Origin of the sequence: Methylocystis parvus (genome assembly GCF_049675845.1) — a bacterium.
Classification (GTDB): domain Bacteria; phylum Pseudomonadota; class Alphaproteobacteria; order Rhizobiales; family Beijerinckiaceae; genus Methylocystis; species Methylocystis parvus_A.
Genome location: NZ_CP187161.1, coordinates 3,106,719 through 3,129,387, shown reverse-complemented (window position 1 = coordinate 3,129,387; position 22,669 = coordinate 3,106,719). Strand labels below are relative to the sequence as shown.

Below are 22,669 nucleotides of genomic sequence, written 5' to 3'. Positions count from 1 at the left end.
CGGGGTTATTGTGCACTTGCGCAATTACTGCGCAGACCAAGGTCGTTTTGCCGAACTTTCTCTGTCGTGTGTCTCACGCGACACAGTGTTGCCGTCGCGTCATCTCGCGCGTGAGGCGAGGTAGGCGCGCCAGCCGCCAAAACCGGTGATTTCCTCCGCGTCGCGCAGCGCATGCGATTCGCAGAGAAATCCGCTCGCTTCCGCCCCGTCGTCGAGCGTGATCTTGCCGACGCCGAGCGGTGCCGGAATCGCATCTACAAAAGCGGCGAAGGCGGCAGGCGGAAGCCGCCAGACTTCGGCCTCCACGCCGCTCCCCGCGAAATCCGGATCGCGCATCAGGCCGGGCTTCGGAGGAACCGTCCCCGGCAAGGCGAAAAGGCGATAATCGGGCGCCGTGCGGCAAGCTTTGTCGAATGTCCCGCCGCCGTCGACAAGCTGATGATTGAGAGGCATGCCGGTGAGATGCGCGCCGATGACAACGATGGAAATGTATCCGGAGTCCCGCCCGGTCAGCGCGCTTTCATTTGGCAAAAAAGCATTGCGATCCTGACCCATCCCCGTCGCCGCCGCCCGGTGCAGGCGGTCCGCGAGAACGGCGAGCGCATCATCTGCGAAAGCCGGCGCGATGAGCGTGACGCCGGCGGGCAGGCCATCCTTGCGAAAGCCCCCCGGGATCGCCACGGCGCTGTAATCCAGCAGATTGACGAAATTGGTATAGCGCCCGAGGTTGGAATTGAGCGTCACAGGCGCGGCGCGCAGAGCCTCGACCGTGTAGATCGTCGGCGTCGTCGGCAGCAACAGGACGTCCATCTTCGCCCATTGCTGCGCCGCCCTCTTGTGAAAGGCTTGTAGCGCATAGACGCCTTCGAAGGCGTCGGTCGCCGTCATCGTCTGCGCGCCGGAGATGATCTCGCGAACCGTCGGTTCGATTGCTTCGGCGCGATCCTCGAAAAATCCCTTGATCGCCGTCAGCCGCTCGGCGACCCAGGGCCCGCCATAGAGCAGCGCGGCGCAATCCCGAAATGGCGCATAGTCGATCTCGAACGGCGCACCACCGAGAAGCTTCAGACGAGAGATTGCCGCGTCGTAGAGCGCTTCAGTTTCCACATCGCCGAAAAATTCACGATCCCTCTTGGAAAGGACGCCAACGCGAAACGACCCGCGAGGCAATGCGACGGGCGTCATGGCTCGCGAAAAGGCGTCCACCGCATCTTCGCACTGCATCACTCGCCGCACGCGATCGGCGTCGCCCACCGTCGCAGCGAAAACCGTCACGCAATCGAGACTGCGACAGGCGGGAACGACCCCAGTCGTCGACACGAGACCCCGCGTCGGCTTGACGCCGACAATGTTGTTGAACGCCGCCGGCACGCGGCCAGAGCCTGCCGTATCGGTGCCGAGGGCAAAAGCGACATGACCTGAGGCGACGGCGACGGCGGATCCCGACGAGGAGCCGCCGGATATATAGGCGCGGTCGAAAACACAGCGCGGTGCACCGTAAGGCGAGCGCGTTCCGTTGAGTCCGGTGGCGAACTGATCGAGATTGGTCTTGCCGATGAAGAGCGCGCCAGCCTGCTTCAGCCGTGCGACAGCGACCGCGTCTACCTGCGGCGCATATGCGAACTCCGGGCAAGCCGCAGTCGTTTCGAGACCGGCGACGTCGATATTGTCCTTCACCGCGAAGGGCAGTCCCCAGAGCGGGCTGTGCCCCCCCATCTCCATCAGTGCAGCGGCGTCGGCGAGAATATCCTCGCTGTCACGCAGCGAGATCCAGATCGCGGCGTCGCCCGCGGCGATTCGCGACAGAACCTCATGGGCGACGTCAAGCGGCGTGAAAGCGCCGGCTCGATAGCCTGCCTCGAGCGAGACAAAATCCAGGATGGTGGGAATCATCCTTTCGTCTCCTCCAGAACGATGACCACATCGCCGGCGCGGACAGTGCGGCCCGGTTGGCAACGCACACCTGCAACGCGACCGGCGGCAGGCGCGGCGACGTCCATTTCCATCTTCATCGACTCGACGACCAGGAGCGTCTGGCCGTGCCTGACCTCTTCGCCCTCCGCCACCAGCACCTTCCAGACATTGCCGGTGACATGCGCGGAGACCGCGACCGCGCCGGGCGGCAACGCCTCTCCTTCGTCGCTCGGGCCGCGGTCGTCGGATACGAAACTGTCGAGTCCCTTGCGTTTCCAGCCGGCGCGCTCGTCCTCAAACGCGGCGTGCTGGCGCGATTTGAACGTCGCAATACTCGCCGCGTTGTCGCTAAGAAAGCGCGCATAGTCAGGATAAGAGAAGACGCTCTCTTCGATTTTCACCGGATAGGCCCCATGCGGGAAGGCGTCACGTGCTTCCGCGAGCTCCGCTTCCGATACGGGGAAGAAGCGAATGCGGTCGAAATTTCGCAACAGCCAGGGATAGCCGGGCTTAAATTCGCGCGTCGTGCGCCACGAATTCCACATCTGGATGGTGCGGCCGAACAGCTGATATCCGCCGGGCCCCTCCATGCCGTAAACGCAAAGATAGGCGCCGCCTATCCCGACGGCGTTTTCCGGCGTCCAGGTGCGCGCCGGATTATATTTTGTTGTCACCAGCCGATGGCGCGGATCGACCGGCGTCGCGACCGGCGCGCCGAGGTAAACGTCACCAAGACCAAGTACGAGGTACTCGGCCGCGAAAACGATGTCACGCACATCGTCAATGGCGGAAAGACCGTTGATCCGGCGGATAAATTCGATATTCGACGGACACCAGGGCGCATTGGGCCGCACCAATTCCTGATATTTGCGCATCGCCAGTTGGACGGAAGGATCATTCCAGGACAGGGGCAGGTGCACGATGCGGGATGGAACCGAAACGTCTTCCGCCGCCGGAAGCGTCAACTCGATCTCCTGCAAGACATCGACGAGATGGACACCGGGGAGCCGATCGCGGTCAAAGTGAATCTGCAACGAACGAATTCCGGGCGTCATGTCGATGACGCCGGGAAGACTTTTCGCGGCGAGCGCATCGGCCAGAAGATGCACGCGCATTCGCAGAGCGATGTCGAGACTCATTCGGCCGTATTCAACGAGAAGATAATCGTCGCCGGCGCGCCGGTAGACGACGCGGACCGGCATGTCGCCAAGAGCGTCAAGCAGCGGACTTTGCAGTCGTGCGCCAGTCGCAAGGCGTGTCTCCGCCAGCTTGACATGTGTGCTGTGCGCGGCGAATCCGTCGCCAGGGACAAAGCGCACGCCATCGCCGGGCTTCAACTGGCCAATCTTCCACAGATCATAGTGCGCGACGACGACGGGACAGACGAAGCCGCCGAGACTGGGGCCATCCGGACCGAGTATGATCGGCATGTCGCCGGTGAAATCGAGAGCGCCGATGGCGTAGGCGTTGTCATGAATATTCGAGGGATGCAAACCGGCTTCGCCGCCATCGAGACGCGCCCAGCGCGGCTGTGGTCCGATCAGGCGCACGCCGGTACGAGCACTGTTGAAATGCACCTCGTAACGCGACGCAAAGAGATCCTCGATATCAGCTGGATCGAAGAAATCCGGCGCGCCATGCGGGCCCGAACGCACCTCAATCTCCCATTCGCGCGTCAACTGCGGGATGTCGGGCGCTATTGCGGCGCAAGCGGAGCCGGCGGCCGCTCGCGCGATTTTCAGAACGTCGCCGGCGCGGAGCACACCGGTAGCATGTCCCCCAAAACGGCCGAGCCCGAACGTCGCTTTCGAGCCAAGAAAATCCGGGGCGTCGAAGCCGCGCGCGATGGCGATATAAGTGCGCTGTCCGGGTCCGTGGATCGCGCCCAACGAGAGAGTCTGGCCTGCCTTGACGGCGACCGGCGCGAAGCGGGCGACGGACACACCGTCGAGCACCGGCTTCATATCCGCGCCTGTGAGCGCGATGACGGCGTCGCAATGAAAGCGCAGGGTTGGACCGGAGACAGTGCATTCCAGCGCGGCGGCGCCCTCCGCGTTGCCGACGATGCGATTGGCGAGGCGATGTGAACGCGCGTCCATGGGGCCAGATGGCGGCACGCCGACATTCCAGAGCCCAAGTCGTCCCGGCCAGTCCTGCAGGCTGGTCTGCGCGCCGGGAGCGAGCACTTCAATGGCGCGCGGCCGGAAGGCGATGTTTTTAAGTAGCCCCGTATACACCGCTCCCGCTGCGAATTCGGGTGTGGCGACAATATTGGCAAGATAATCGAGATTGGTCTCCAGCCCTTGAAGTTTAGTTTGATCGAGCGCGGCGCGCATGGCGCTGATTGCCGCGTCGCGATCCGCCTCATGCACGATCACTTTAGCCAGCATCGGATCGTAAAATGGCGTCACTTCCGCGCCGGTCTCAATCCAGGCGTCAATGCGCGCCGATCCCGGCCAGGACAGATGGGTGACGAGTCCAGTCGAGGGACGAAAATCGGCTTGCGGATTTTCCGCATAGACGCGCACCTCGATCGCCGACCCCTTCGGCTCCAGCGTCTGAGGCGGCGTGAAGACGCCCGCCGCTTGCCGGATCATCCATTCGACGAGATCGACGCCAAAGACCGCCTCCGTCACCGGATGTTCAACTTGGAGCCTTGTATTGACTTCAAGGAAGTAGAAATCGTCCCGCTCAACGTCGTAGATGAATTCGACCGTTCCGGCCGATTCATATCGGACCGCAGTGCCAAGCGCGATCGCGGCGGAGTGAAGACGGCTGCGCAGCGCGTCGGAAAGGCCGGGAGCCGGCGTTTCCTCGACGACTTTCTGATTGCGGCGTTGCAGGGAGCAATCTCTTTCACCCAGAGCCAGCACGCGTCCGTCGCCCAGTCCGAAAATCTGAACCTCGACATGGCGCGCGACGGGAATGAAGCGCTCGAGAAACAAGCGCGCATCTCCGAAACTCGCATTCGCCATACGCTGCACGGCTTCGAATTTGGTCGCGAGTTCGTGAGGGTCATGACAGAGTTGCATGCCGATGCCGCCGCCGCCGGCGGTGCTTTTCAGCATGACGGGATAGCCGATCGTCGCTGCGGCTGCCTGCGCGTCCACCGCGCAGGCGAGAATGTCGCTGCCCGGCAGAAGCGGCGCGCCGCAACGCGCCGCGATGTCGCGCGCTGTATGTTTGAGGCCGAAATCGCGCAGATGCGACGGCTTCGGCCCGATGAAGACGATTCCCTCCGCCGCCAGACGCTCGGCGAAAGCGGCGTTTTCCGAAAGAAAGCCGTAGCCCGGATGAACGGCTTGCGCACCCGTCGCTTTACAGGCGGCGACGACCGCCTCAATATCGAGATAGCTGTCTTTGGCGGGCGCAGCGCCAAGACGCACCCGCTCATCGGCGTCAAGAACCGGCCGCGTGAAACGGTCCGCATCCGAATAGACGGCGACCGACGCGATTCCGAGACGGCGCAGCGTGCGGATCACACGGGCGGCGATTTCGCCCCGATTGGCAATAAGAACCTTGCTGAACATCGCGTCAACCGATCGCAGGATCGAAGATCGTCACCCGCACTGGCGTCGGATTGAAGCCGTTGCACGGATTGTTGATCTGCGGGCAATTTGAGATCACGGCGATGATGTTGGTCGTCGCCAATATATCGACGTAATCGCCCGGTCTCGATACGCCATCAACGATGGCGAGGCTGCCATCTGGCTCAATTGGCACATTCATGAAGAAGTTGATGTTGGGCACGATATCGCGCTTCGTCATGCCGTGCTTCGAGACGGCGATAAGAAAGTTTTCTCGGCAGGCGTGCATGTAGCGCGTATGATGGCCAAAGCGCACTGTATTGGCCTCGCACGAGCAGGCGCCGGCGGAGGTGTCGTGACGGCCGCAACTGTCGGCGACGATGACGCCGAGCATATTGCCTTCATTGGAGATGAGGCGCGTGCCGGTCGTGACATAGGGGCCGCCCTGCGTCAGGATCGTGTCTTGTGCGCTGTAGCGTTCGCTCGTGTCATGTGCATTGTAAAACAGCGTGTCGACCGCCTGCTGGCCTTCAAGATCGACGATGCGCAACACTTGGCCTTTCAACACGACATGCGACCACGGCTTGTTCGCTGGAATCGTGAAATCATAGACAGCCTTTTCGGCGTCATAGATTGGGGCGGCGAAGAACGTCGACGCCGTGGGAGCCGGGAGGATATTGCTCATGATCGTACTCCTCAGCCCTGCAGATAGGCGGCGTTGTTTTCGAAGGCGCGCAATGCTTCGGGGCTCGCGTTGCGGCAGGGATCGTCCGCGCCGGCGTCGTTCGCGGCGTAGATCAACGCTTCGACCGGCGCGGGGCCGAAGACGGCGTCGGGCGCGAGCGGATGTGGACAATTCGACACGACGACAAGGAGATCGAGTTCGGCGCGCAAATCGACGAAATCGCCTTTCTGCACGACCCCGTCGCGCCAGACGAGGCCTCCGTCTACGACCGCGACCGGCGCGAAGAAAGTGATAACCGGCGCGAGATCGCGCACGCCGAGACCGAGCTTGCCAGCGGCGAGAACGAGATTTTCGCGCGTCGAGCGCAGGCCGAAATCGCCATATTTTCGTTTGTTCGACGCCGGCGTCGAGCCACCGACTACCGTGTCATGGGCACCGCAGCTATCTTCGATGATCGAGAACAGCGCACGTCCCATATCGGAGAGCAGAACGCGGCCTTTGCGCATCTCGCTCGTCCATTGCACCTTGATCGTGTCGGCGCTGTTGTAACGCTCCGACGGGTCCTTCGCATTCCAGGCGAAGACCGAGACGCCGGGATTGCCGGCGACGTTCAGGAGACGCAGCGCTTCGCCGCGCGTCAGCCGTGCGGTCCAGTACCAGCCGCCGGGGATCGTCTCCTTGCGGAGCATTCCCTGCGGCGGCGCCGCTCCGAGCGCGCGGTCGCTCAGCGTCGGCAGGGCGCGGGGCGTCACCTGGCCCGCTGCGGCTTTAAGATTCTCATAGCGTCTGCGATTTTCTGCGATCATGGCGGCGACGTCGGCGCCGCCGCCTTCAGAGGCGTTCATCCTGTTGCTCCGTTCATTGCCGGGTCGTCCCGGCCTTGTTCGGTTCGCGGCTTCGGGTCGTCCCGGCCGAGGATAAAATTCTCGGGCGCACATTCATGAATCGCGCGCCTGATCCCCTGCGCGCGGAAGGCGCGCTAGGCGCCAGCGATGCGCGCCGGCCAGATTTCGATGTCGCGGCCGAGAATGGCGCCGTAACGGCCGCCGTCGGTCGGCTCGTTCCGTCGTCGTTCGAAGGCGATGACGCGCGTCGCCAACTTGAACGCTTCGGAAAGATCATGCGTCACCATGACCACGGTCAGCTCCCTGTCATTCCAGAGCCGGCGCATCAGCACATGGATTTCGGCGCGGATGCCGGGATCGAGCGCACCGAAGGGCTCATCGAGAAGCAGCACTTTCGGCTGCGCGATAAGCGCCTGCGCCAGAGCGAGGCGCTGCTGCATGCCGCCGGAGAGCTGCGCCGGATATTTCGCCTCGGCGCCGGCGAGGCCGACAGCGGCGAGGATGTCTCGCGCTTCCTCCTCGACCGCCTTGCGCCTTGCGCCAAATAGTCGCCCGAAGAATCGGCTTTCCTGCAATTCGCGCCCAAGCACAACATTGCCGAGCACGGTGAGATGCGGAAACACCGAGTAGCGCTGAAAGACGACTCCGCGTTCGGCGGAGGGCTCAAGGCTGATCGGCTTGCCGTTGACTTCGATCACGCCGCGCGACGGAATCTCCTCCGACAGCAGCAATTTCAGGAAGGTGGTCTTGCCGCAGCCTGAGGGACCGACGAGGGCGATGAAGGCCCGCGGCGCGACATCGAGATTGATGTCTTCCAGCACGACGTGTTCGCCATATTCCTTCCAGACGTTCTTGATGGAGATCGCGCTCATGCGGCGGCCCTCGCGGCGGAGAACCAGGGGAAGGCGCGTTTCTGAAATGCGAGCAGCGCCAGCTCCATCAGGAAGGCGAGCAGCGTGATCCAGGCGACGTAAGGCAGGATCACATCCATGGCGAGATAGCGCCGCACGAGGAAAATTCGGTAGCCGAGACGCGATTCCGACGCAATGGCCTCGGCCGCGATGAGAAAAAGCCAGGCCGGTCCAAGCTGCAGGCGCAGCGAGTCGACGAGGCGCGGCAAGATCTGCGGCAGAACCATCCGTAGCATGATCGTCCATGTAGAGGCGCCGAGGGTCTGCGCCTTGATGAATTGCTGAGGCGGCAGATCTTCGACGCGCATGGCGACGTCGCGCACGAGCGGCGGCGCCACGCCTATGACGATGAGAATGATCTTCGCCGCCTCGCCGAGCCCGACCGTAATGAACAGGATCGGCAGAATTGCGAGTGGTGGGACCATCGAGACGACCGTAATGAAATTGCCGATCAGGGCGCGCAGATAGGGTAGTGTTCCGATCGCGACGCCGAGAACGAGGCCGATCGCCGTCGCAATGGCGAGCGCGACAAACAGGCGCTCAAGACTGGCGCCAGTATCCAGCCACATTAGAATGTCGCCGGTTCGCGGATCAGCGTCGAAGGCCATGCGCTTGATGGCGTCGCCAATCGCTGCGAAGGAGGGCAGCAGCTTGTCGTCGGGATTGGTCGAACGACGCTGCGCCGAGGCGAGCGCATAAGCGAGGAAGGCCGCCGAGAAGGGGAGCAGCGACAGAACTCGTCCCGCGCCCCTCCCCGGCCGGACATTGATTAAACGCATGCGCTTCGCCCCTGCTTCAGAGTTTCCCGGCGGCGGCGGCGTCCATGAAGGTATCGGTGAAGCGGAACTTCACCTTGTTTTTGTCACCGAGGACTTTCCCATCAGCGAATTGTATGCCGACGACGTCGACGGATTTGGCGTTGTTGCCGAGGAGATTGTGCTCGAAGAGGAAGTGGCGGATCTTGTCCATCGTCGCCGAAATCTCCGGGCTGCGCGCGAAGGCGGCGGCGTCCTTCGGATTGGCGAAGAGTTTGGTCGCCGCGAGCTGCGCTTCGAAGCTCGCCAGATCGGCGCCCGACGCCTTGCCCATCGCTTCGCGCGCGGCTTTGCCTTCCGGCGTCTTGGCGATCATCGTGGCGAGCGTCTCGAACCAGATGCCCGCGAGCGCCTTGCCGAAGTTCGGATTGTCCTTGAGCGTCTCGGAATTGACGACGGTGAGGTCGATGATTTCGCCAGGGATTTGCGACGAGTCGAAAACCTTGTGCGCGGTCTTGTCGCCGAGAATTTCCGACACCAACGGATTCCATGTGACGACTGACGTGACGTCGGGCGTCTTCCAGGCCGCGACCATGTCGGCGTCCGACGTCGAGACGACCTTGATATCCTTCTCGGTCATGCCGACGGTGCTTAGGGCGCGCGCCAGGAGATAATGCGAAACGGAGAATTCGACGAGATTGACCTTCTGGCCTTTAATGTCGGCAAGTTTCGCCTTGTCCTTCAGGATCACGGCGTCATTGCCGTTCGAGAAGTCGCCGACGATCACCGCGGTGGTGTCGACGCCGCCGACCGCCGGGGTTGAGAGCGCATCCATATTGGTGACGGTGAGCGCGTCGAAGCCGCCGGCTGTATACTGATTTATCGACTCCGCGTAGTCATTGACCTGCACCACATCGATCTTGATGCCGTATTTGTCTCCCCATTTCTTGACTACGCTATGCTCCGCCGCCCATTGCCATGGCATCCAGCCGACATAGATCGTCCAGGCGAGTCTGAACTGCTTCTTTTGCACGGCTTGTGCGGGCGCAAGCGGCGTCGCCGAGACGGAGGCGATCAGCAGGAAAATCGAGGTCAGTTTCTTGGCGACTGTTGAGATGGTCATGCGCAACTCCGCTTGCAGCTCAGGGCAAGGCTAGAATTGGCACGAGACCGAGTCGCCAATTCTGGCCACTGAGGTCTCCCGGGATTTTATCCCGCCGTGTCCCGAACGGATGTCTCCCGATCGGGCGGCAGCTCTCGGACCTGTCGCCTCAAAAGGCCGGAACCCTAGCCGCCAAACTCAACGTAATCTTCTAAGCAGTTTCGGCGCCAGCGGATAGGTCCCGCATTTTCAAAGTCATGAAGGGAATAATTTTCATCTGCGCCCAAACTGTAGGCGCAGGCTGCTCCTAAAATGGCCAGTTTGCCTTGCTCCCGGCTCAATGCTCTTGTGCAGATGCGGCGCAGGCTTCGGATGAAGCTGGCGAACGGTTAGGTCCAGACTTAGCTATCCTAGGGGCAAATTCCGCTGATGGCGCAAGGCGGTCGAGTGCGGACGGCTGCTTTTGGCGCAATGTGGTCAAGCACAGTGATCCATCCATGCCCCCTCGGCGCCGTTCGGAACCGCGGCTTTCCGGAACCCTGAAATGCCTCGTAGTGAGCCTGCGAAGTAGACAGGCTAGCCCTTCCGGGAGTGGCCGCTCATAAGCGAGCCTCGGGAAGCAGGCATGTTCCCCATGGCGCGGACGGAACCGGCTGAAGTTGCCGGGCGACGCAGCGCGACGCACTAAGGGCGAGGGCTCCTCGGGCGAGGGGCCATATGACTCCATGACGCGGTGAACGGGCCGGGTCGCAGCTTCGGCGGATGGCGCTCTGGAAGGCGGCGGCAGGATTGCGAGGCGCAGACATCTTGGGAGATTCCTTCGTCACGGATTAAGTTCGAAAAACCGGGTGATCACCGGGAGCGCGCTCTCCCATGCTTTTGCGAGAGCGTGGGGCGTGTGGCGCGCTTCGAATTCTTCGAGTTCCGCTATTGCCGAGGCGCGCTCTTCGTCTGATCGTTGGTTTTCAGAGAGGCGATGGCTTGCCGAGCCGTCGGAATTAACGGACGATTTCGTTCAGCGCCGAGGGCATCTCGCATACGAGCCCTGCCGCGAGATCCCACCGAAATCGAGGGTCAGCCGCTCGCCGACGAGGCTGGCGGTGACGGTCGTCGACGTCTCCTCGCCCATCGTCGCGCACTTCCCCGTCCAGACAACGACGTCGCCCGTTCGCTTGATGCCGTCGAAGCGGCATTCCAGCCGGTCGTCGGTCAGCGCCATGGGCCGGATCTCCAGCGCGGTCTTGTGAGAGCAGCGCCCGGGTTGCAGCGTCCACCTGCCGAGCGGTGCCGGCTGGAGCTGGGATCGCCCACATGACCAACGACGCTAGGACGAGGAGTTTTCGAAAAGGGCTAAGCTTTAACTTTTGTTGCACCGATCAGCCGCCACGTGGCCGCCGTCTTCGCGACGCACCCCTCGGGGAGAGGCCCCTCACCGACCTTGTCGTAGCCGAGGTAACGCATGACCTCGCCGACGATGTAGCCCGCGTTCATCGTGCCTTGGTACTCGCGCCCGTACCTCTCACCCATGACCCGCTGCAAGATCGGATCGACACCCGCCATCGCTGGCAGCCCCTTCTCCACGGCCTTGACCGCCGCGGATTTCGCCTCAGCAGACCAAATCACCTCCTGCATCTCACGGTACAGAGGATGGTCCTCCGACATGCCGCCGGAGCTGAGAGGAAGGTGGAGGGAATCGATCAGGGCGACGGTCACGGCGCCGATTTCGTTGTTCAATTTCGCCGCCCGTTGGCGCACCAGCATCCGCTGCTCGGGCGTCATGGCTCGGAGTTGGGTTTCGGTAGGCGCTTTCATTGTCCCTCCGTGCTGACAATCGCGCGCGACGAACTCGGGGCGCGGATATGGCGGCCAGCTTATAAGACCGCCACTCTATCGGATGTCTTAGCGTTCACGGCGCCCGCGAACATGATGTCACGCGTAAGGACGAGAGAACGGGCAGCACTTGGGAGCCTCGCCCTAGCGCCGAGGCGAAACCGCCTTCCGCTCCGCCGCGTCGGCCCGCACCCGGGCGTAGGTGTTCGGGCAGAGCAACTCGAACTGCGCGTCGGCGGCTGAGGTGCCGGCCCACGACTCTTGGACGTCGCCCTGCGGACCTTTCCACGTGATCCCGGTCTCGTCGAAGCTCAGGAAGCGCCATGTTCCGTCCCAGATCGTGACGCTTTTCGCCTTGCAGTCGGCGCTCGAACGCAGCGTCTTATCGTGCGTCGAACGCTCCTCGGTCTCCGCGCACTGCCGTTCCGAGAGCTTGCCGCCATACTTGGTGGTTGAGCCTCCCGGATCCCGCTCGCAGTACTCCCGGAAGTCCGCAGGCGTCATAATCGCGGTCGCGGAAGCATGGCTCGTATCCAAGCCGTCGATCGAGGAGAGTGTCGCCTGCACGCCCTTCGAACTCGTCGCGAAGGAGCCTCGCTTCCCGACCAACGCGTTCGACCGGATGCTCAGGTCATCGGACAGGACGTCGCGAACCAGCTTGGCGCGATAGCCCTCGACCCACTTCGGCTCCGGCGAGCTCCCCGAATAGCGTAGCATGTCGAGGATGCAGACGCGGTCGTTGGCGCAAGCGGCCCTCGCCTCAAGTCTGGACTTGGCGCTCTCTCGCGCGTCCTTGGGGTCGGCGGCCAAGGCCTTCCTGAAGTCCTCCGCCCGCAGGCGGTCGAGTTCGGCGAGCCGCGCGTCCGAGCAGATCGCGATCTCGTCGAGCGCCTTCGCTTTGTCGCACGGGAAGCTGGGGTTGGGCCGGTCGTCCGCCGCGGCCGGCATTCCGAAGCCGATGAAAACAGCTAAGACCGTGCTTCCCAGTCGGTCCATCTCAGCGTCCCAACTCGTTGGCCATGCGCTCGACCATCATGTTCACGAAGTCGCTCGCCCCCTCGCCCTCCTCCGACCCGAGGCGCTGCTTGGACTTGCACTGCCTGTAGGCGACCTGCTGCGCTTTAGCGGCGTCCATCTTCCCAGTCTGGTGATGCAACGCGACCGCCGACCGCCCGATCAGGCACGCCACGTAGTCGTCGCCTGCGTCGGCGCCCGCCGGGCCGGTCGACAGGATGAAGAAGGCAAGACCGACGACCAACGGCTCATGGCCGCAAGATCCGACACGGCAATCCATTCGCGGGGGACCCTTTGAAAAAGGATGAAACGGGCAAGGACAACACTTGGACCATAGGACGCGGCTGGCTCAGAGGAAAGTCCAAGCGTAGCCGCCTCAACCGTCGTCAAACTGCCTTGTGAAGAAGCTGAAAGTCCGACTCCACAAAGTCGCCTCGACGGCCAATACAATGGCCTCTCAACAGGAACACACAGGGACACATCCCCCTGCCGACAAAGCGCGTAAGTCGTTGAAATCGCAGAATGCGTAAGAGACTGGATTTGCCTTCAATCCTCTCTTGCAGCACCATTTTTCCTCAACGTTTCAGTAGGCAGACTCAGCCCGCCACAAGCGGTTTCAGACCGTCGCTGGTCGGCGCCTCAAACTGTATGAACCGGGCGGCCTCTGTATCGAGAGCTCAGTCACACCAAACAAAAACGGCTGCCTGCCGACAAAGCGCGGATCCTGCACGCTCCTCCCAAGGCCGGGGAACAAAGCCCGGCTCTTGATCAAATCCAGACGTCGCGCTACTGTCCACTAATGTTGACACAAGCCGAGCGCCCCAGCAACTTGGCGGCGCGTGAGGCCCCCAGGGCCCACGCCCTCGTGATTGGTAGCGGTTTCGGGGGATTGGCGGCGGCCATTCGGCTTGGCGCGCGCGGCTATCGCGTCACGATTGTCGAAAAACGCGACGCCCCCGGCGGGCGCGCTTATGTCTACCGTCAAGACGGATTTACATTCGACGCTGGCCCCACCATCGTCACCGCGCCTTTCCTGTTCGAGGAGCTTTGGCGGCTTTGCGGGCGCGAGATGGGGAACGACATCGATCTTCGCCCGATGCTCCCCTTTTATCGCATTCGCTTCGCCGACGGCGCCCATTTCGATTACAGCGGCGATGCGGAAGCGATGCGCGCCGAGGTTGCGCGTTTTTCACCCGGGGACGTCGACGGCTTCATGCGGTTCATGGAGACGAGCCGCGAAATCTGCCGCATAGGCTTCGAGCAACTGGGCGACGCGCCCTTCGCTTCGCCGCTCGACATGCTGCGCATCGCGCCGGACCTTGTCCGCCTGCAGGGCTATCGCAGCGTCTATGCGCTGGTCTCGCAGCATTTTCGCAACGAGCGGCTGCGCACCATCTTCAGCTTCCATCCTCTGCTGATCGGCGGCAATCCTTTCCGCGCGAGCGCGATCTACTGCCTCATTGCGGCGCTCGAAAAGCGTTGGGGGGTGCATTTCGCGATGGGCGGCACGGGCGCGCTCGTCAAGGGACTCGTCGCGCTCATCGAAGGACAAGGCGGCCGCATACGCTACAATTGCGCAGTCGATTCCATCATTGTCGAAAAGGGCGCGGCGAGAGGCGTGCGTCTGGCGAATGGCGAGACGATCGCCGCCGACATCGTCGTCTCCAACGCTGATTCCGCCTGGACCTATCGTCATCTCCTGCCAGCGTCGGCGCGGCGGCGGTGGAGCGATCGCAAGATCGAGCGCGCCAATTATTCGATGGGGCTATTCCTCTGGTACTTTGGCGTGCGGCGACGTTACGACGACGTCTTGCATCACACCATTCTGATGGGGCCGCGCTATCGCGACCTGCTGACGGATATTTTCCAGCGCAAGATCCTCGCGGACGATTTCAGCCTCTATCTGCATCGCCCCACCGCGACGGACCCGTCGCTCGCCCCGCCTGGCTGCGATACGTTCTATGTGTTGTCGCCCGTGCCCAATCTCGAAGGCGGTCAGGACTGGCCCGCGCTCGCGGAAGACTATCGCCGGCGCATCGCCGACGCGCTGGAGGCCAGCATCCTTCCGGGGCTCTCGTCGCAGATTGCGACGTCCCGCATCGCAACGCCGCTCGATTTCCAGCATGAACTCGACGCCTATCGCGGCTCGGCTTTCGGCATGGAGCCGATCCTCACTCAAAGCGCCTGGTTTCGTCCGCATAATGCGAGCGAGGACGTGCGAAATCTTTTCCTCGTCGGCGCCGGGACGCATCCAGGCGCCGGGCTGCCGGGCGTCCTCTCCTCCGCGCGGATTCTCGACAAGGTGGCGCCGCATGCATCTGCATTCACCTGAAGGCGGCTTCGCCACAAGAGCCGATCACGCCCATTGCGCCGCCGCGATCCGGGACGGCTCGCGCTCCTTTCATATGGCGTCGCTGGTGCTGCCGGCGCATGTGCGCCGTCCCGCTTATGGCCTATACGCCTTCTGCCGCCTTTCTGATGACGCGATCGATCGCGACGGGGGCTCGCTCGATGCGGTTGCGCGGCTGCGCACGCGGCTCGCGCGCGCTTGCGACGGCGCGCCTCATGACGCACCGGCGGATCGCGCCATGGCCGACATCATGCGGGAATATGCAATCCCGCGCGCGGCCCCGGAAGCGCTTCTCGAAGGGCTGGCCTGGGATGCGGAAGGGCGCCGATACCACACCCTCGAAGACTTGCACGCCTATGCGGTGCGCGTGGCCGGCGCCGTCGGCGTGACGATGACGTTGATGATGGGCGTGCGTGACGCCGCGACGCTCGCGCGCGCCTGCGACCTCGGCGTCGCGATGCAACTTACGAATATTGCGCGCGACGTCGGCGAAGACGCGCGCGCGGGCCGCGTCTATCTGCCTCTTTCGTGGATGCGTGAGGCGGGCGTCGATCCGGAGGCTTTCCTTGCGGCCCCTGTCGCAAGTCCTGCGGTCAAGGACATCATCGCGCGACTGCTTTGCGAGGCCGACGCGCTTTATGCCCGGGCGCGGGACGGCGTCGCGCATCTTCCGGCGAGCTGCCGTCCCGCAATCCTCGCCGCGGCGCTCATCTACGCCGATATTGGCCGCGCGCTGGCGCGCGGTCACGCGCACGACTCGATTTCCCATCGCGCGCGCGTCGGCGGCCCGCGCAAGCTGGCCTTGCTCGGCAAGGCGATCGCATCCGCACCTTTCCTCACACGAGGCGCGCCTGCTCCCGCGCTCGCAGCGGCGGCCGGCCTCATCGACGCCGTCGCGCGTGAGCCCGCGATCGAAATAACAGGCCGCCAACCGCGCATGGCGGCGCAATTCCTCCAAGTGCTCGATATGTTCGAAAGGCTCGAACGCGCCGAGCGTTTCGGCGAGTGACCGCGATGTCGGAAAAATATTACGGCATCGTCGAAATGCTCTTCTCCTTCGGTCTGCTCATCGCCTTCTGCGTCTGGCAGCTCTGGTCGGTCGAAAGAACGCGCAAGCGCCTGCGCGAGGAGCAGGCGCGCAAGGATGCGAAGGAGTAACGGCTCTTGGAGGGAGAAGAAGGGGGTCAGCCGCGTCGCGGCATACGGAAGGGAAGCATCAGCCGCACGATTGGATTGGCGAAGCGATCGAGGGAGAGACTCTCATGTACCCATTCGACAGACTCGCCTTCAAAGCGACTTGAAATGAGCGAACGCGAATAAAAGGGCGTATCCTCGAAGCTTCTGAGAACCGTCGCCGCGCCGTTTTCGGCGCGCGTGCGACGTGCAAGACGCCACTTTGTCATCGCCATGGGCGCAACGGGCGGCGTCTCCAACATCTTGACCGCGCCCGCATCGTCGAAGCGCAGCGCCAGCGAAAGCGGCGGCTCGCGACGTCTCTCCACATCGTAGTAGACGGCTGCGCCGTCGCTGAGGGCGGCCCGCGACCATGTCCAGGACGAAAAGGCTTCCTGCAGCGGCCCGTCCCCGGCGTTCGTGTCGAAATAGGCGTTTCCTCGCCATCGAATATCCGGCGTATCGAACCTTACCGACGCGCGCGCCATGGGCGCGATAGGCCGCCAGACATGGCGATCATGCGCTTCGAGACTGAATTCCTCACGGTTGACCGCATGTGGCGTGATGACGAACTCGCCACGAATGCGTCTTGGAATCGGCGCGGCGACTTCATTGATGCGGACGACGAGTTCGCCGTTGCGCCATTCCAAAGAACTCGGACCAATAATGAGCGCGTTGCGCGATCGCCGCAGACTGCCGCCGCCACGCTCGGTCATGGCCCAGCGACCGCCGCGCGGTCCATAGAGCGCGACATTCACCGCGCAATGCGCGTAAGGATCGGCCCAACCGGACCAGGCGTAGTAAGGCGAGAAGACGCTGCCGATAAAGGCGATGACCGTCAGGCCGAATTGGCCGTCGTCGCTCAGCGCGTCGACATACCACCAGCGATAGCCGCGCGGCGGGACGGCCGCGTCGAAATCAGGTCCGCCATCAGGCAATGGGCCGCGAGCCGCCCCGAAATCGCCGCCATCGGCACGCCCGGCCCCGGATGGACGCTGCCCCCCGCCAAATATAGGCCCGGCAGACGCGTCCGGGCGCCCGGACGCGTGAACGAAGCCGTCCATCCATGCGCCGCCTGGCCGTAAATCGCGCCGCCCGTCGCCGGAAAGAGGCGGTCGAAATCCATTGGCGTCGTGCGCGTCGTCGCTTCCGCGCGGATCCTTAGGCCGCAATCCGCGAGCATTCGAGAAACTGTCTCCTCGCATCGGCTCATCTCCTCCTGCGAAAGCTCCGCGCCAGCCGGCGCATTGACGAGTGCGAACAGTCTTTCGTCAGGGCGCGGCTCGTCGCCATCGTCGCGATCCTGCGCGCAGACGTAGATCGTCGGTTCCCGGGGGACTCGACGCGCGGTGAAAAGGTCGTCGAACTCTGCGCGGTAGTCGCGCGAAAAGAACACATTGTGATGCACGAGCGGAAACCCGTCCGCGTGGGCGCGCATCGCGAGAGTCACGGCGGAGAGCGAAGGCTCGGCGCGCGGCGTCGGGCCCGCGGCGCCCTGCGCGCCTTCTCCCAGGAGGCCGCGGCGCAGCGCCGCGACATCGCCATTCATGATGACCGCCCCGGCGTCCAGCGTCTCGCCATCGGCAAGCATGACGCCTGCGACGCGGCCGGACTCGACGAGGATGCGCTCCGCCTCGCGCCCATAGAGGAAAGCGGCGCCGCGCGCCTGCGCCAGATTCGCCAGGGCGCGCGCGAGGCTGTGCATCCCGCCCTCGACGCGCCACACCCCCTCCAGTTCGACGCTCGCGACAAGCATCAACGTCGCGGTGGCCGAGAAGGGCGAGGAGCCGCAATAGGTCGCATAACGTCCGAAGAGCTGGCGCAACCGCGGGTTCCGGAAATATTTTCCAAGCTCGTCCCACATCGTCGTGAAAGGCGAAATGCGCAACAGGCCGGGCAGGCCGGCAATGCCGGCGTGGCGCACGAGATCGACGGGGGTCGGCCGCTGCGCGAGGATGAAGGAATCGCGCAATGCGTCGTAAATCCCGCGCGCGCGGGCCGCGAAGCGCAGGAAGCCCTCCGCTTCCGCCCTTCCCGCAAAGTCGCCGACAGCGCCGGCGCTGCGCGCCAGATCGGCGAAAAGATCGAGACGCGCGCCATCGGGCCAGGCGTGACGCGCCAGGATCTCATTGCGATGGAGCCGCACATGCTGCGCGAAATCCGCGCCGGCCTCATCGAAAATCTGGTCGAAAACCCAACGCATCGTGAACACGGTCGGCCCCGCGTCGAGACGCCGGCCGCCCGCATCGACTTCACGCATCTTGCCGCCCGGCGCATCCGCGCGCTCGACCACGGTCACGTCAAGGCCGCGTGATGCGAGCAGCAGCGCGGCGACCAGTCCGCCGACGCCGGCGCCGATGACGATGACGCGCTGCTTTCGCATGTTTCCGTCCATCTGCTCGAACTTCGGGAATGGAAAACAATTGACACGCGCCCCGGATATGTCAATCTTTGATTACAGCTAATAATGTCATCTCGACATGACGGAGGCCGCCATGCAGACTGCCCTGCGAATTGAACAGGCTCTGGAGCGTGCGGTCGCTGCGGCATGCGGGCCGGGCGCGCCGCCCCTGCTGGCCGCGGCTTTGGATTACTCGGTGTTCCCGGCCGGGCATCGCATCCGTCCGCAGCTTTGTGTCGCCGTCGCAGAGGCTTGCGGCGATCCCGATCCCCTCGCGACCGACGCCGCAGCGGCCGCGATCGAACTTCTTCATTGCGCGTCGCTCGTCCACGACGACCTGCCCTGTTTCGACGACGCCGATCTTCGCCGCGGCAAGGCTTCCGTGCATCTGCAATATAGCGAGCCGCTCGCAGTCCTGGCGGGCGACGCACTCATCGTCCACGCTTTCGCGACGCTGGGCGCGGTCGCGGCGCAGAGCCCCGCGCGCATGGCGGCTCTTCTCGGCATTATCGCAGAAGCGGTGGGCTCGCCGCATGGCATCGTGGCGGGACAGGCATGGGAATGCGAAGTGGCGGTGCCGCTTTCCGATTATCAGCGCGCCAAGACCGGCGCGCTTTTTGTCGCCGCGACCCGAGCCGGCGCAGCGGCGGCAGGCCACGATCCCGAGCTCTGGCGCATGTTGGGCGAAAAGCTCGGGGAAGCCTATCAGGTCGCCGACGATCTGCGCGACGTGCTGTGCGACGAGGAAGAACTCGGCAAACCGATCGGGCAGGACGCCATCCGCCTGAGGCCCAACGCCGCCGCGGAGCTCGGCGTCGCCGGCGCCAAGGCGCGTCTCGAAGAGCTGGTGAAGGCGGCTGTCGGCTCCATCCCGGATTGCCCGGGCGCGGCGGATCTGCGCATGCTTATCAAGGCGCAGACGGCGCTGTTCTTCCCCAAGCAGCTCGCGCGCGTCGCGGCCTGAGCTGCGATTATGCCGCCCGCTTCATCTCAGGCGCTCGGGGCGGCGGCCTCTCTCCTGTCCTCCTGGCGCGACCGCTGGATCAACTGGCGTAACGGGCTGGTTGCAGATCAACGTTTCCAGCGCTGGGCGGCGGCGTCGCCCCTCACGCGCTTTATCGCGCGGCGACGCGCCAAGGATCTGTTCGATCTTTGCGCAGGCTTCGTCTATTCGCAGATCCTGCTCGCCTGCGTCCGGCTAAAGCTCTTCGAAATGCTCCGCGCCGGTCCCTTGCATCAGGCGCAACTCGCGGCGCGCATGCAACTCTCTCCCGAAGCCGCGCAGCGACTTCTGCGCGCGGCCGCATCGCTGAAGCTGCTGCGCGCGTTGCCGGGCGACCGCTATGCGCTCGACGATCTCGGCGCGTCCATGCTCGCCAACCCTTCTGTCGGCGCCTTCGTAGAGCATCACGCGCTGCTCTATGACGATCTGAGCGATCCCGTGGCGCTGCTGAGGGGGGAAACCCGCACGAAGCTCTCGCAATTCTGGCCCTACGCGAAGGGCCGCGAAGGCGACTCGGAAACGTGCGGCGCCTATAGCGACCTCATGGCGCGCTCACAAAAGCTCATCGCCGAGGACGTGCTCGACGCCTACCGGTTCGGACGCCATGAATGCCTGCTCGACGTCGGCGGCGGCGAGGGAGCGTTCGTCGCGGCGGTCGCAGCGCGCCATCCAACGCTGCGGCTCCAGCTCTTCGACCTGCCGCCCGTCGCCGAACGGGCGCGCGACGCGCTCGCGGCGCGGGGATTGTCGCGCGTCGAGACCCATGGCGGAAGCTTTCTGGACACGCCGCTGCCGAAGGGCGCCGAGATCGTCACGCTGATCCGGGTGCTGCACGATCACGACGACGCCGTCGCCCTCGCGGCGCTTCGGGCGGCCCATGCCGCGCTGCCCTCCGGCGGCGCGCTGTTGGTCGCCGAGCCAATGGCGGAAACGCCGGGCGCGGAAGCGATCGGCGACGCCTATTTTGGCTTTTACCTCCTCGCCATGGGGAGCGGCCGCGCGCGGCGCCGGGCGGAAATGACGCAACTTCTGCAAGCCGCTGGATTCACGGACATTCGCTTCCTCCCGACAGCACGGCCGATGTTCTCGAGCGTCGTCGTCGGAAGAAAAGTGTAATTTCTTGTTGACGCCATAGAATGTCTTTATAGACTGACACCCTGCTAAGTTTGGCGCAAGAAGCGCGAAAGGCCGATGATGTTGAATGCGCTCGCCATCGTCCTTGAGGAGCCCGGAAGGCTGGCGCTCAGCCGCTTGCCGATCGACGCGCCGGGCGAAGCGGACGTAGTGGTCGCAACGATGTGGAGCGGCGTCAGCACCGGCACGGAAAGACTTCTCTACACGGGACGCATGCCCGACTTCCCGGGAATGGGATATCCGCTTGTGCCCGGGTACGAGACGGTCGGCGAAATCGTCGAAGCCGGCGCGCAGAGCGGCTACGCCGTCGGACATCGCGTCTTCGCCCCCGGGGCCGCCTGTTACGGCAAAGTGCGCGGTCTCTTTGGCGGCGCGGCGTCGCACCTCGTCGTGAAGGCTTCCCGAATCGTCGAGATTCCGAAGGAACTCGGCGACAGGGGCATTCTGCTGGCGCTCGCCGCGACGGCCTATCACGCGCGCGGCGGCGTGGAGCCGCAGGGCCGCGAGCTCATCGTCGGACACGGCGTGCTTGGCAGGCTGCTGGCGCGGCTCAGCGTCGTTGCGGGCGGCGAGCCGACCGTATGGGAGCGCGATCCGCAACGCAGAGACGGCGCCGGCGGTTACGATGTCGTCGCGCCCGAGGCGGATGCGCGCCGTGACTATCGCGTCATCTACGATGTCAGCGGCGACCCGAACATTCTGGACGAACTGATCGCGCGTCTTGCGCCGGGCGGCGAAATCGTTCTCGCAGGCTTTTACGAACGTCCGCTCGCTTTCGCCTTTCCACCAGCCTTCATGCGCGAGGCAAGGTTGCGCGTCGCGGCGCAGTGGCGCCCCGGCGATCTCGCCGCGGTCGTTGGGCTGATCGAAGACGGGCGGCTCTCGCTCGACGAACTCATCACGCATCGGCGTTTCGCGCTGCAGGCGCAGGAAGCCTATCCGATCGCGTTCAACGATCCCGCATGTCTGAAGATGTTCTCGACTGGAGGGCGGTCGCATGAATTACGCACAAGGCTTCCTGACCGCCGCCGAAATCGCCAATCCTCCCGCGCATCTTCTGCGCGAGGAGGCCGCGACGCCGCTCGATCCGGTTCCGACGACATCCGCCAAGGAAACGCAGATCATCGCGATCTACGGCAAGGGCGGCATCGGCAAGAGCTTCACGCTCGCAAATCTCTCCTACATGATGGCGCAGCAAGGCAAGAAAGTGCTGCTCATCGGCTGCGATCCGAAGAGCGACACCACATCGCTGCTCTTTGGCGGCCGCGCCTGTCCGACCATCATCGAAACATCGACGAAGAAAAAGCTCGCCGGCGACCAGGTTGCGATTGGCGACGTCTGCTTCAAACGCGACGGCGTCTTCGCGATGGAGCTCGGCGGTCCGGAGGTCGGGCGCGGCTGCGGCGGACGCGGCATCATTCACGGCTTCGAGCTTCTCGAAAAGCTCGGCTTCCATGAATGGGGCTTCGACTACGTCCTGCTCGACTTCCTCGGCGACGTCGTTTGCGGCGGCTTCGGCCTGCCGATCGCACGCGACATGTGCCAGAAGGTCATCGTCGTCGGCTCCAACGATCTGCAATCGCTTTACGTCGCCAACAATGTCTGTTCGGCGGTGGAGTATTTCCACAAGCTCGGCGGCAATGTCGGCGTCGGCGGGCTCGTCATCAACAAGGACGACGGCGCCGGCGAGGCGCAGGCTTTCGCGAAAGCGGCCGGCATTCCGATCCTGGCCTCCATCCCGGCGGACGACGACATTCGCCGCAAGAGCGCCAATTACGAAATCATCGGCCGCCCCGACGGGCGCTGGGGCGCGCTCTTCGACCAGCTCGCGGCGAACGTCGTCGGCTCGCAGCCAAATCGACCAAACCCGCTGACGCAGGACGAGCTTCTCGGCCTCTTCTCTGGCGACTCCGTCGGTCGCGACGTCGTGCTCGAACCCGCGACGCCGGAGGACATGTGCGGCGGAACGCTGGCGCAGAAGCCGTCGCTCGAAGTCGTCTACGAAAACATCTGATGGAGCGCGCG

At 64.0% G+C, this 22,669-nt stretch carries 19 protein-coding genes, 1 pseudogene and 1 riboswitch; of the genes and pseudogenes, 7 read left to right on the top strand and 13 right to left on the bottom strand.

Annotation, left to right across the window (positions count from 1 at the left end; translation table 11 throughout):
* Positions 1–99 precede the first annotated feature (99 nt).
* From atzF to ACPFMJ_RS16160, 11 genes are all read right to left on the bottom strand, one after another.
* Positions 100–1,893: an allophanate hydrolase gene (gene atzF / locus ACPFMJ_RS16210; protein WP_424360979.1), complete on the bottom strand. Its 1,794-nt coding sequence runs from the start codon at positions 1,891–1,893 to the stop codon at positions 100–102.
* Positions 1,890–5,444, bottom strand: a complete 3,555-nt coding sequence (uca, locus tag ACPFMJ_RS16205; RefSeq protein ID WP_424360978.1) for an urea carboxylase — start codon at positions 5,442–5,444, stop codon at positions 1,890–1,892. The genes atzF and uca overlap by 4 nt, the downstream gene beginning before the upstream one ends.
* Before the next feature lie 4 nt (positions 5,445–5,448).
* Positions 5,449–6,126 (bottom strand): urea amidolyase associated protein UAAP2, encoded by a 678-nt coding sequence (locus ACPFMJ_RS16200; protein WP_424360977.1) that lies wholly within the window; start codon positions 6,124–6,126, stop codon positions 5,449–5,451.
* Positions 6,127–6,137: 11 nt separating this feature from the next.
* The gene (locus ACPFMJ_RS16195; protein ID WP_424360976.1) at positions 6,138–6,971 is read right to left on the bottom strand and encodes an urea amidolyase associated protein UAAP1; all 834 of its coding nucleotides are present in this window, start codon (positions 6,969–6,971) and stop codon (positions 6,138–6,140) included.
* A 134-nt stretch (positions 6,972–7,105) separates the two neighbouring features.
* Complete coding sequence (locus tag ACPFMJ_RS16190) at positions 7,106–7,843, bottom strand: ABC transporter ATP-binding protein (RefSeq protein WP_424360975.1); 738 nt, start codon at positions 7,841–7,843, stop codon at positions 7,106–7,108.
* The gene (locus ACPFMJ_RS16185) at positions 7,840–8,661 is read right to left on the bottom strand and encodes an ABC transporter permease (RefSeq protein WP_424360974.1); all 822 of its coding nucleotides are present in this window, start codon (positions 8,659–8,661) and stop codon (positions 7,840–7,842) included. The genes ACPFMJ_RS16190 and ACPFMJ_RS16185 overlap by 4 nt, the downstream gene beginning before the upstream one ends.
* A gap of 16 nt (positions 8,662–8,677) precedes the next feature.
* A complete protein-coding gene (locus tag ACPFMJ_RS16180; RefSeq protein ID WP_424360973.1) occupies positions 8,678–9,760 on the bottom strand; it encodes a putative urea ABC transporter substrate-binding protein in 1,083 nt (360 codons plus the stop codon).
* 73 nt (positions 9,761–9,833) lie between these two features.
* A riboswitch (guanidine-I (ykkC/yxkD leader) is annotated at positions 9,834–9,939 on the bottom strand.
* An 815-nt stretch (positions 9,940–10,754) separates the two neighbouring features.
* Complete coding sequence (locus ACPFMJ_RS16175) at positions 10,755–10,958, bottom strand: hypothetical protein (protein ID WP_424360972.1); 204 nt, start codon at positions 10,956–10,958, stop codon at positions 10,755–10,757.
* Between the two features lie 131 nt (positions 10,959–11,089).
* Entirely contained in the window at positions 11,090–11,551 is a 462-nt protein-coding gene (locus ACPFMJ_RS16170; protein ID WP_424360971.1) for a hypothetical protein, read from the bottom strand.
* Positions 11,552–11,713: 162 nt separating this feature from the next.
* A complete protein-coding gene (locus ACPFMJ_RS16165) occupies positions 11,714–12,517 on the bottom strand; it encodes a hypothetical protein (protein ID WP_424360970.1) in 804 nt (267 codons plus the stop codon).
* 49 nt (positions 12,518–12,566) lie between these two features.
* Positions 12,567–12,863, bottom strand: coding sequence for a hypothetical protein (locus ACPFMJ_RS16160; RefSeq protein ID WP_424360969.1), 297 nt, complete (start codon positions 12,861–12,863; stop codon positions 12,567–12,569).
* 519 nt (positions 12,864–13,382) lie between these two features.
* On the opposite strand from ACPFMJ_RS16160, the gene ACPFMJ_RS16155 reads away from it, so the two are divergent.
* Genes ACPFMJ_RS16155 through ACPFMJ_RS16145 form a run of 3 tightly spaced genes read left to right on the top strand, consistent with a single transcriptional unit; the run spans position 13,383 to position 16,091 of the window.
* Positions 13,383–14,915 (top strand): phytoene desaturase, encoded by a 1,533-nt coding sequence (locus ACPFMJ_RS16155; RefSeq protein ID WP_424360968.1) that lies wholly within the window; start codon positions 13,383–13,385, stop codon positions 14,913–14,915.
* Entirely contained in the window at positions 14,896–15,942 is a 1,047-nt protein-coding gene (locus ACPFMJ_RS16150; RefSeq protein WP_424360967.1) for a phytoene/squalene synthase family protein, read from the top strand. The genes ACPFMJ_RS16155 and ACPFMJ_RS16150 overlap by 20 nt, the downstream gene beginning before the upstream one ends.
* Entirely contained in the window at positions 15,939–16,091 is a 153-nt protein-coding gene (locus ACPFMJ_RS16145) for a hypothetical protein (protein WP_424360966.1), read from the top strand. Before ACPFMJ_RS16150 ends, ACPFMJ_RS16145 begins: the two co-directional genes overlap by 4 nt.
* A gap of 26 nt (positions 16,092–16,117) precedes the next feature.
* Here ACPFMJ_RS16145 and ACPFMJ_RS16140 read toward each other — a convergent pair whose 3' ends face one another.
* Positions 16,118–17,044, bottom strand: coding sequence for a hydratase (locus tag ACPFMJ_RS16140; protein ID WP_424360965.1), 927 nt, complete (start codon positions 17,042–17,044; stop codon positions 16,118–16,120).
* Positions 16,969–18,489, bottom strand: a complete 1,521-nt coding sequence (gene crtD, locus ACPFMJ_RS16135; protein WP_424360964.1) for a 1-hydroxycarotenoid 3,4-desaturase CrtD — start codon at positions 18,487–18,489, stop codon at positions 16,969–16,971. Before crtD ends, ACPFMJ_RS16140 begins: the two co-directional genes overlap by 76 nt.
* 112 nt (positions 18,490–18,601) lie before the next feature.
* Between crtD and ACPFMJ_RS16130 the strand changes: the two genes are divergently transcribed.
* From ACPFMJ_RS16130 to ACPFMJ_RS16115, 4 genes and pseudogenes are all read left to right on the top strand, one after another.
* Entirely contained in the window at positions 18,602–19,471 is an 870-nt protein-coding gene (locus tag ACPFMJ_RS16130) for a polyprenyl synthetase family protein (protein ID WP_424360963.1), read from the top strand.
* A 9-nt stretch (positions 19,472–19,480) separates the two neighbouring features.
* Positions 19,481–20,626 (top strand): methyltransferase, encoded by a 1,146-nt coding sequence (locus tag ACPFMJ_RS16125; protein WP_424360962.1) that lies wholly within the window; start codon positions 19,481–19,483, stop codon positions 20,624–20,626.
* Between the two features lie 81 nt (positions 20,627–20,707).
* A pseudogene (gene bchC, locus ACPFMJ_RS16120) lies at positions 20,708–21,645 on the top strand (chlorophyll synthesis pathway protein BchC).
* Positions 21,642–22,658: a chlorophyllide a reductase iron protein subunit X gene (locus ACPFMJ_RS16115; protein ID WP_424360961.1), complete on the top strand. Its 1,017-nt coding sequence runs from the start codon at positions 21,642–21,644 to the stop codon at positions 22,656–22,658. Before bchC ends, ACPFMJ_RS16115 begins: the two are co-directional and overlap by 4 nt.
* The last annotated feature ends 11 nt before the right edge of the window (positions 22,659–22,669 follow it).

What these genes read in the sequence shown, in the direction of transcription:
- atzF (WP_424360979.1), bottom strand. Translation starts at nt 1,893, where the DNA reads ATGATTCCCACCATCCTGGATTTTGTCTCGCTCGAGGCAGGCTATCGA.
- uca (WP_424360978.1), bottom strand. Translation starts at nt 5,444, where the DNA reads ATGTTCAGCAAGGTTCTTATTGCCAATCGGGGCGAAATCGCCGCCCGT.
- ACPFMJ_RS16200 (WP_424360977.1), bottom strand. Translation starts at nt 6,126, where the DNA reads ATGAGCAATATCCTCCCGGCTCCCACGGCGTCGACGTTCTTCGCCGCC.
- ACPFMJ_RS16195 (WP_424360976.1), bottom strand. Translation starts at nt 6,971, where the DNA reads ATGAACGCCTCTGAAGGCGGCGGCGCCGACGTCGCCGCCATGATCGCA.
- ACPFMJ_RS16190 (WP_424360975.1), bottom strand. Translation starts at nt 7,843, where the DNA reads ATGAGCGCGATCTCCATCAAGAACGTCTGGAAGGAATATGGCGAACAC.
- ACPFMJ_RS16185 (WP_424360974.1), bottom strand. Translation starts at nt 8,661, where the DNA reads ATGCGTTTAATCAATGTCCGGCCGGGGAGGGGCGCGGGACGAGTTCTG.
- ACPFMJ_RS16180 (WP_424360973.1), bottom strand. Translation starts at nt 9,760, where the DNA reads ATGACCATCTCAACAGTCGCCAAGAAACTGACCTCGATTTTCCTGCTG.
- ACPFMJ_RS16175 (WP_424360972.1), bottom strand. Translation starts at nt 10,958, where the DNA reads ATGGCGCTGACCGACGACCGGCTGGAATGCCGCTTCGACGGCATCAAG.
- ACPFMJ_RS16170 (WP_424360971.1), bottom strand. Translation starts at nt 11,551, where the DNA reads ATGAAAGCGCCTACCGAAACCCAACTCCGAGCCATGACGCCCGAGCAG.
- ACPFMJ_RS16165 (WP_424360970.1), bottom strand. Translation starts at nt 12,517, where the DNA reads ATGCCGGCCGCGGCGGACGACCGGCCCAACCCCAGCTTCCCGTGCGAC.
- ACPFMJ_RS16160 (WP_424360969.1), bottom strand. Translation starts at nt 12,863, where the DNA reads ATGGATTGCCGTGTCGGATCTTGCGGCCATGAGCCGTTGGTCGTCGGT.
- ACPFMJ_RS16155 (WP_424360968.1), top strand. Translation starts at nt 13,383, where the DNA reads ATGTTGACACAAGCCGAGCGCCCCAGCAACTTGGCGGCGCGTGAGGCC.
- ACPFMJ_RS16150 (WP_424360967.1), top strand. Translation starts at nt 14,896, where the DNA reads ATGCATCTGCATTCACCTGAAGGCGGCTTCGCCACAAGAGCCGATCAC.
- crtD (WP_424360964.1), bottom strand. Translation starts at nt 18,489, where the DNA reads ATGCGAAAGCAGCGCGTCATCGTCATCGGCGCCGGCGTCGGCGGACTG.
- ACPFMJ_RS16130 (WP_424360963.1), top strand. Translation starts at nt 18,602, where the DNA reads ATGCAGACTGCCCTGCGAATTGAACAGGCTCTGGAGCGTGCGGTCGCT.
- ACPFMJ_RS16125 (WP_424360962.1), top strand. Translation starts at nt 19,481, where the DNA reads ATGCCGCCCGCTTCATCTCAGGCGCTCGGGGCGGCGGCCTCTCTCCTG.
- ACPFMJ_RS16115 (WP_424360961.1), top strand. Translation starts at nt 21,642, where the DNA reads ATGAATTACGCACAAGGCTTCCTGACCGCCGCCGAAATCGCCAATCCT.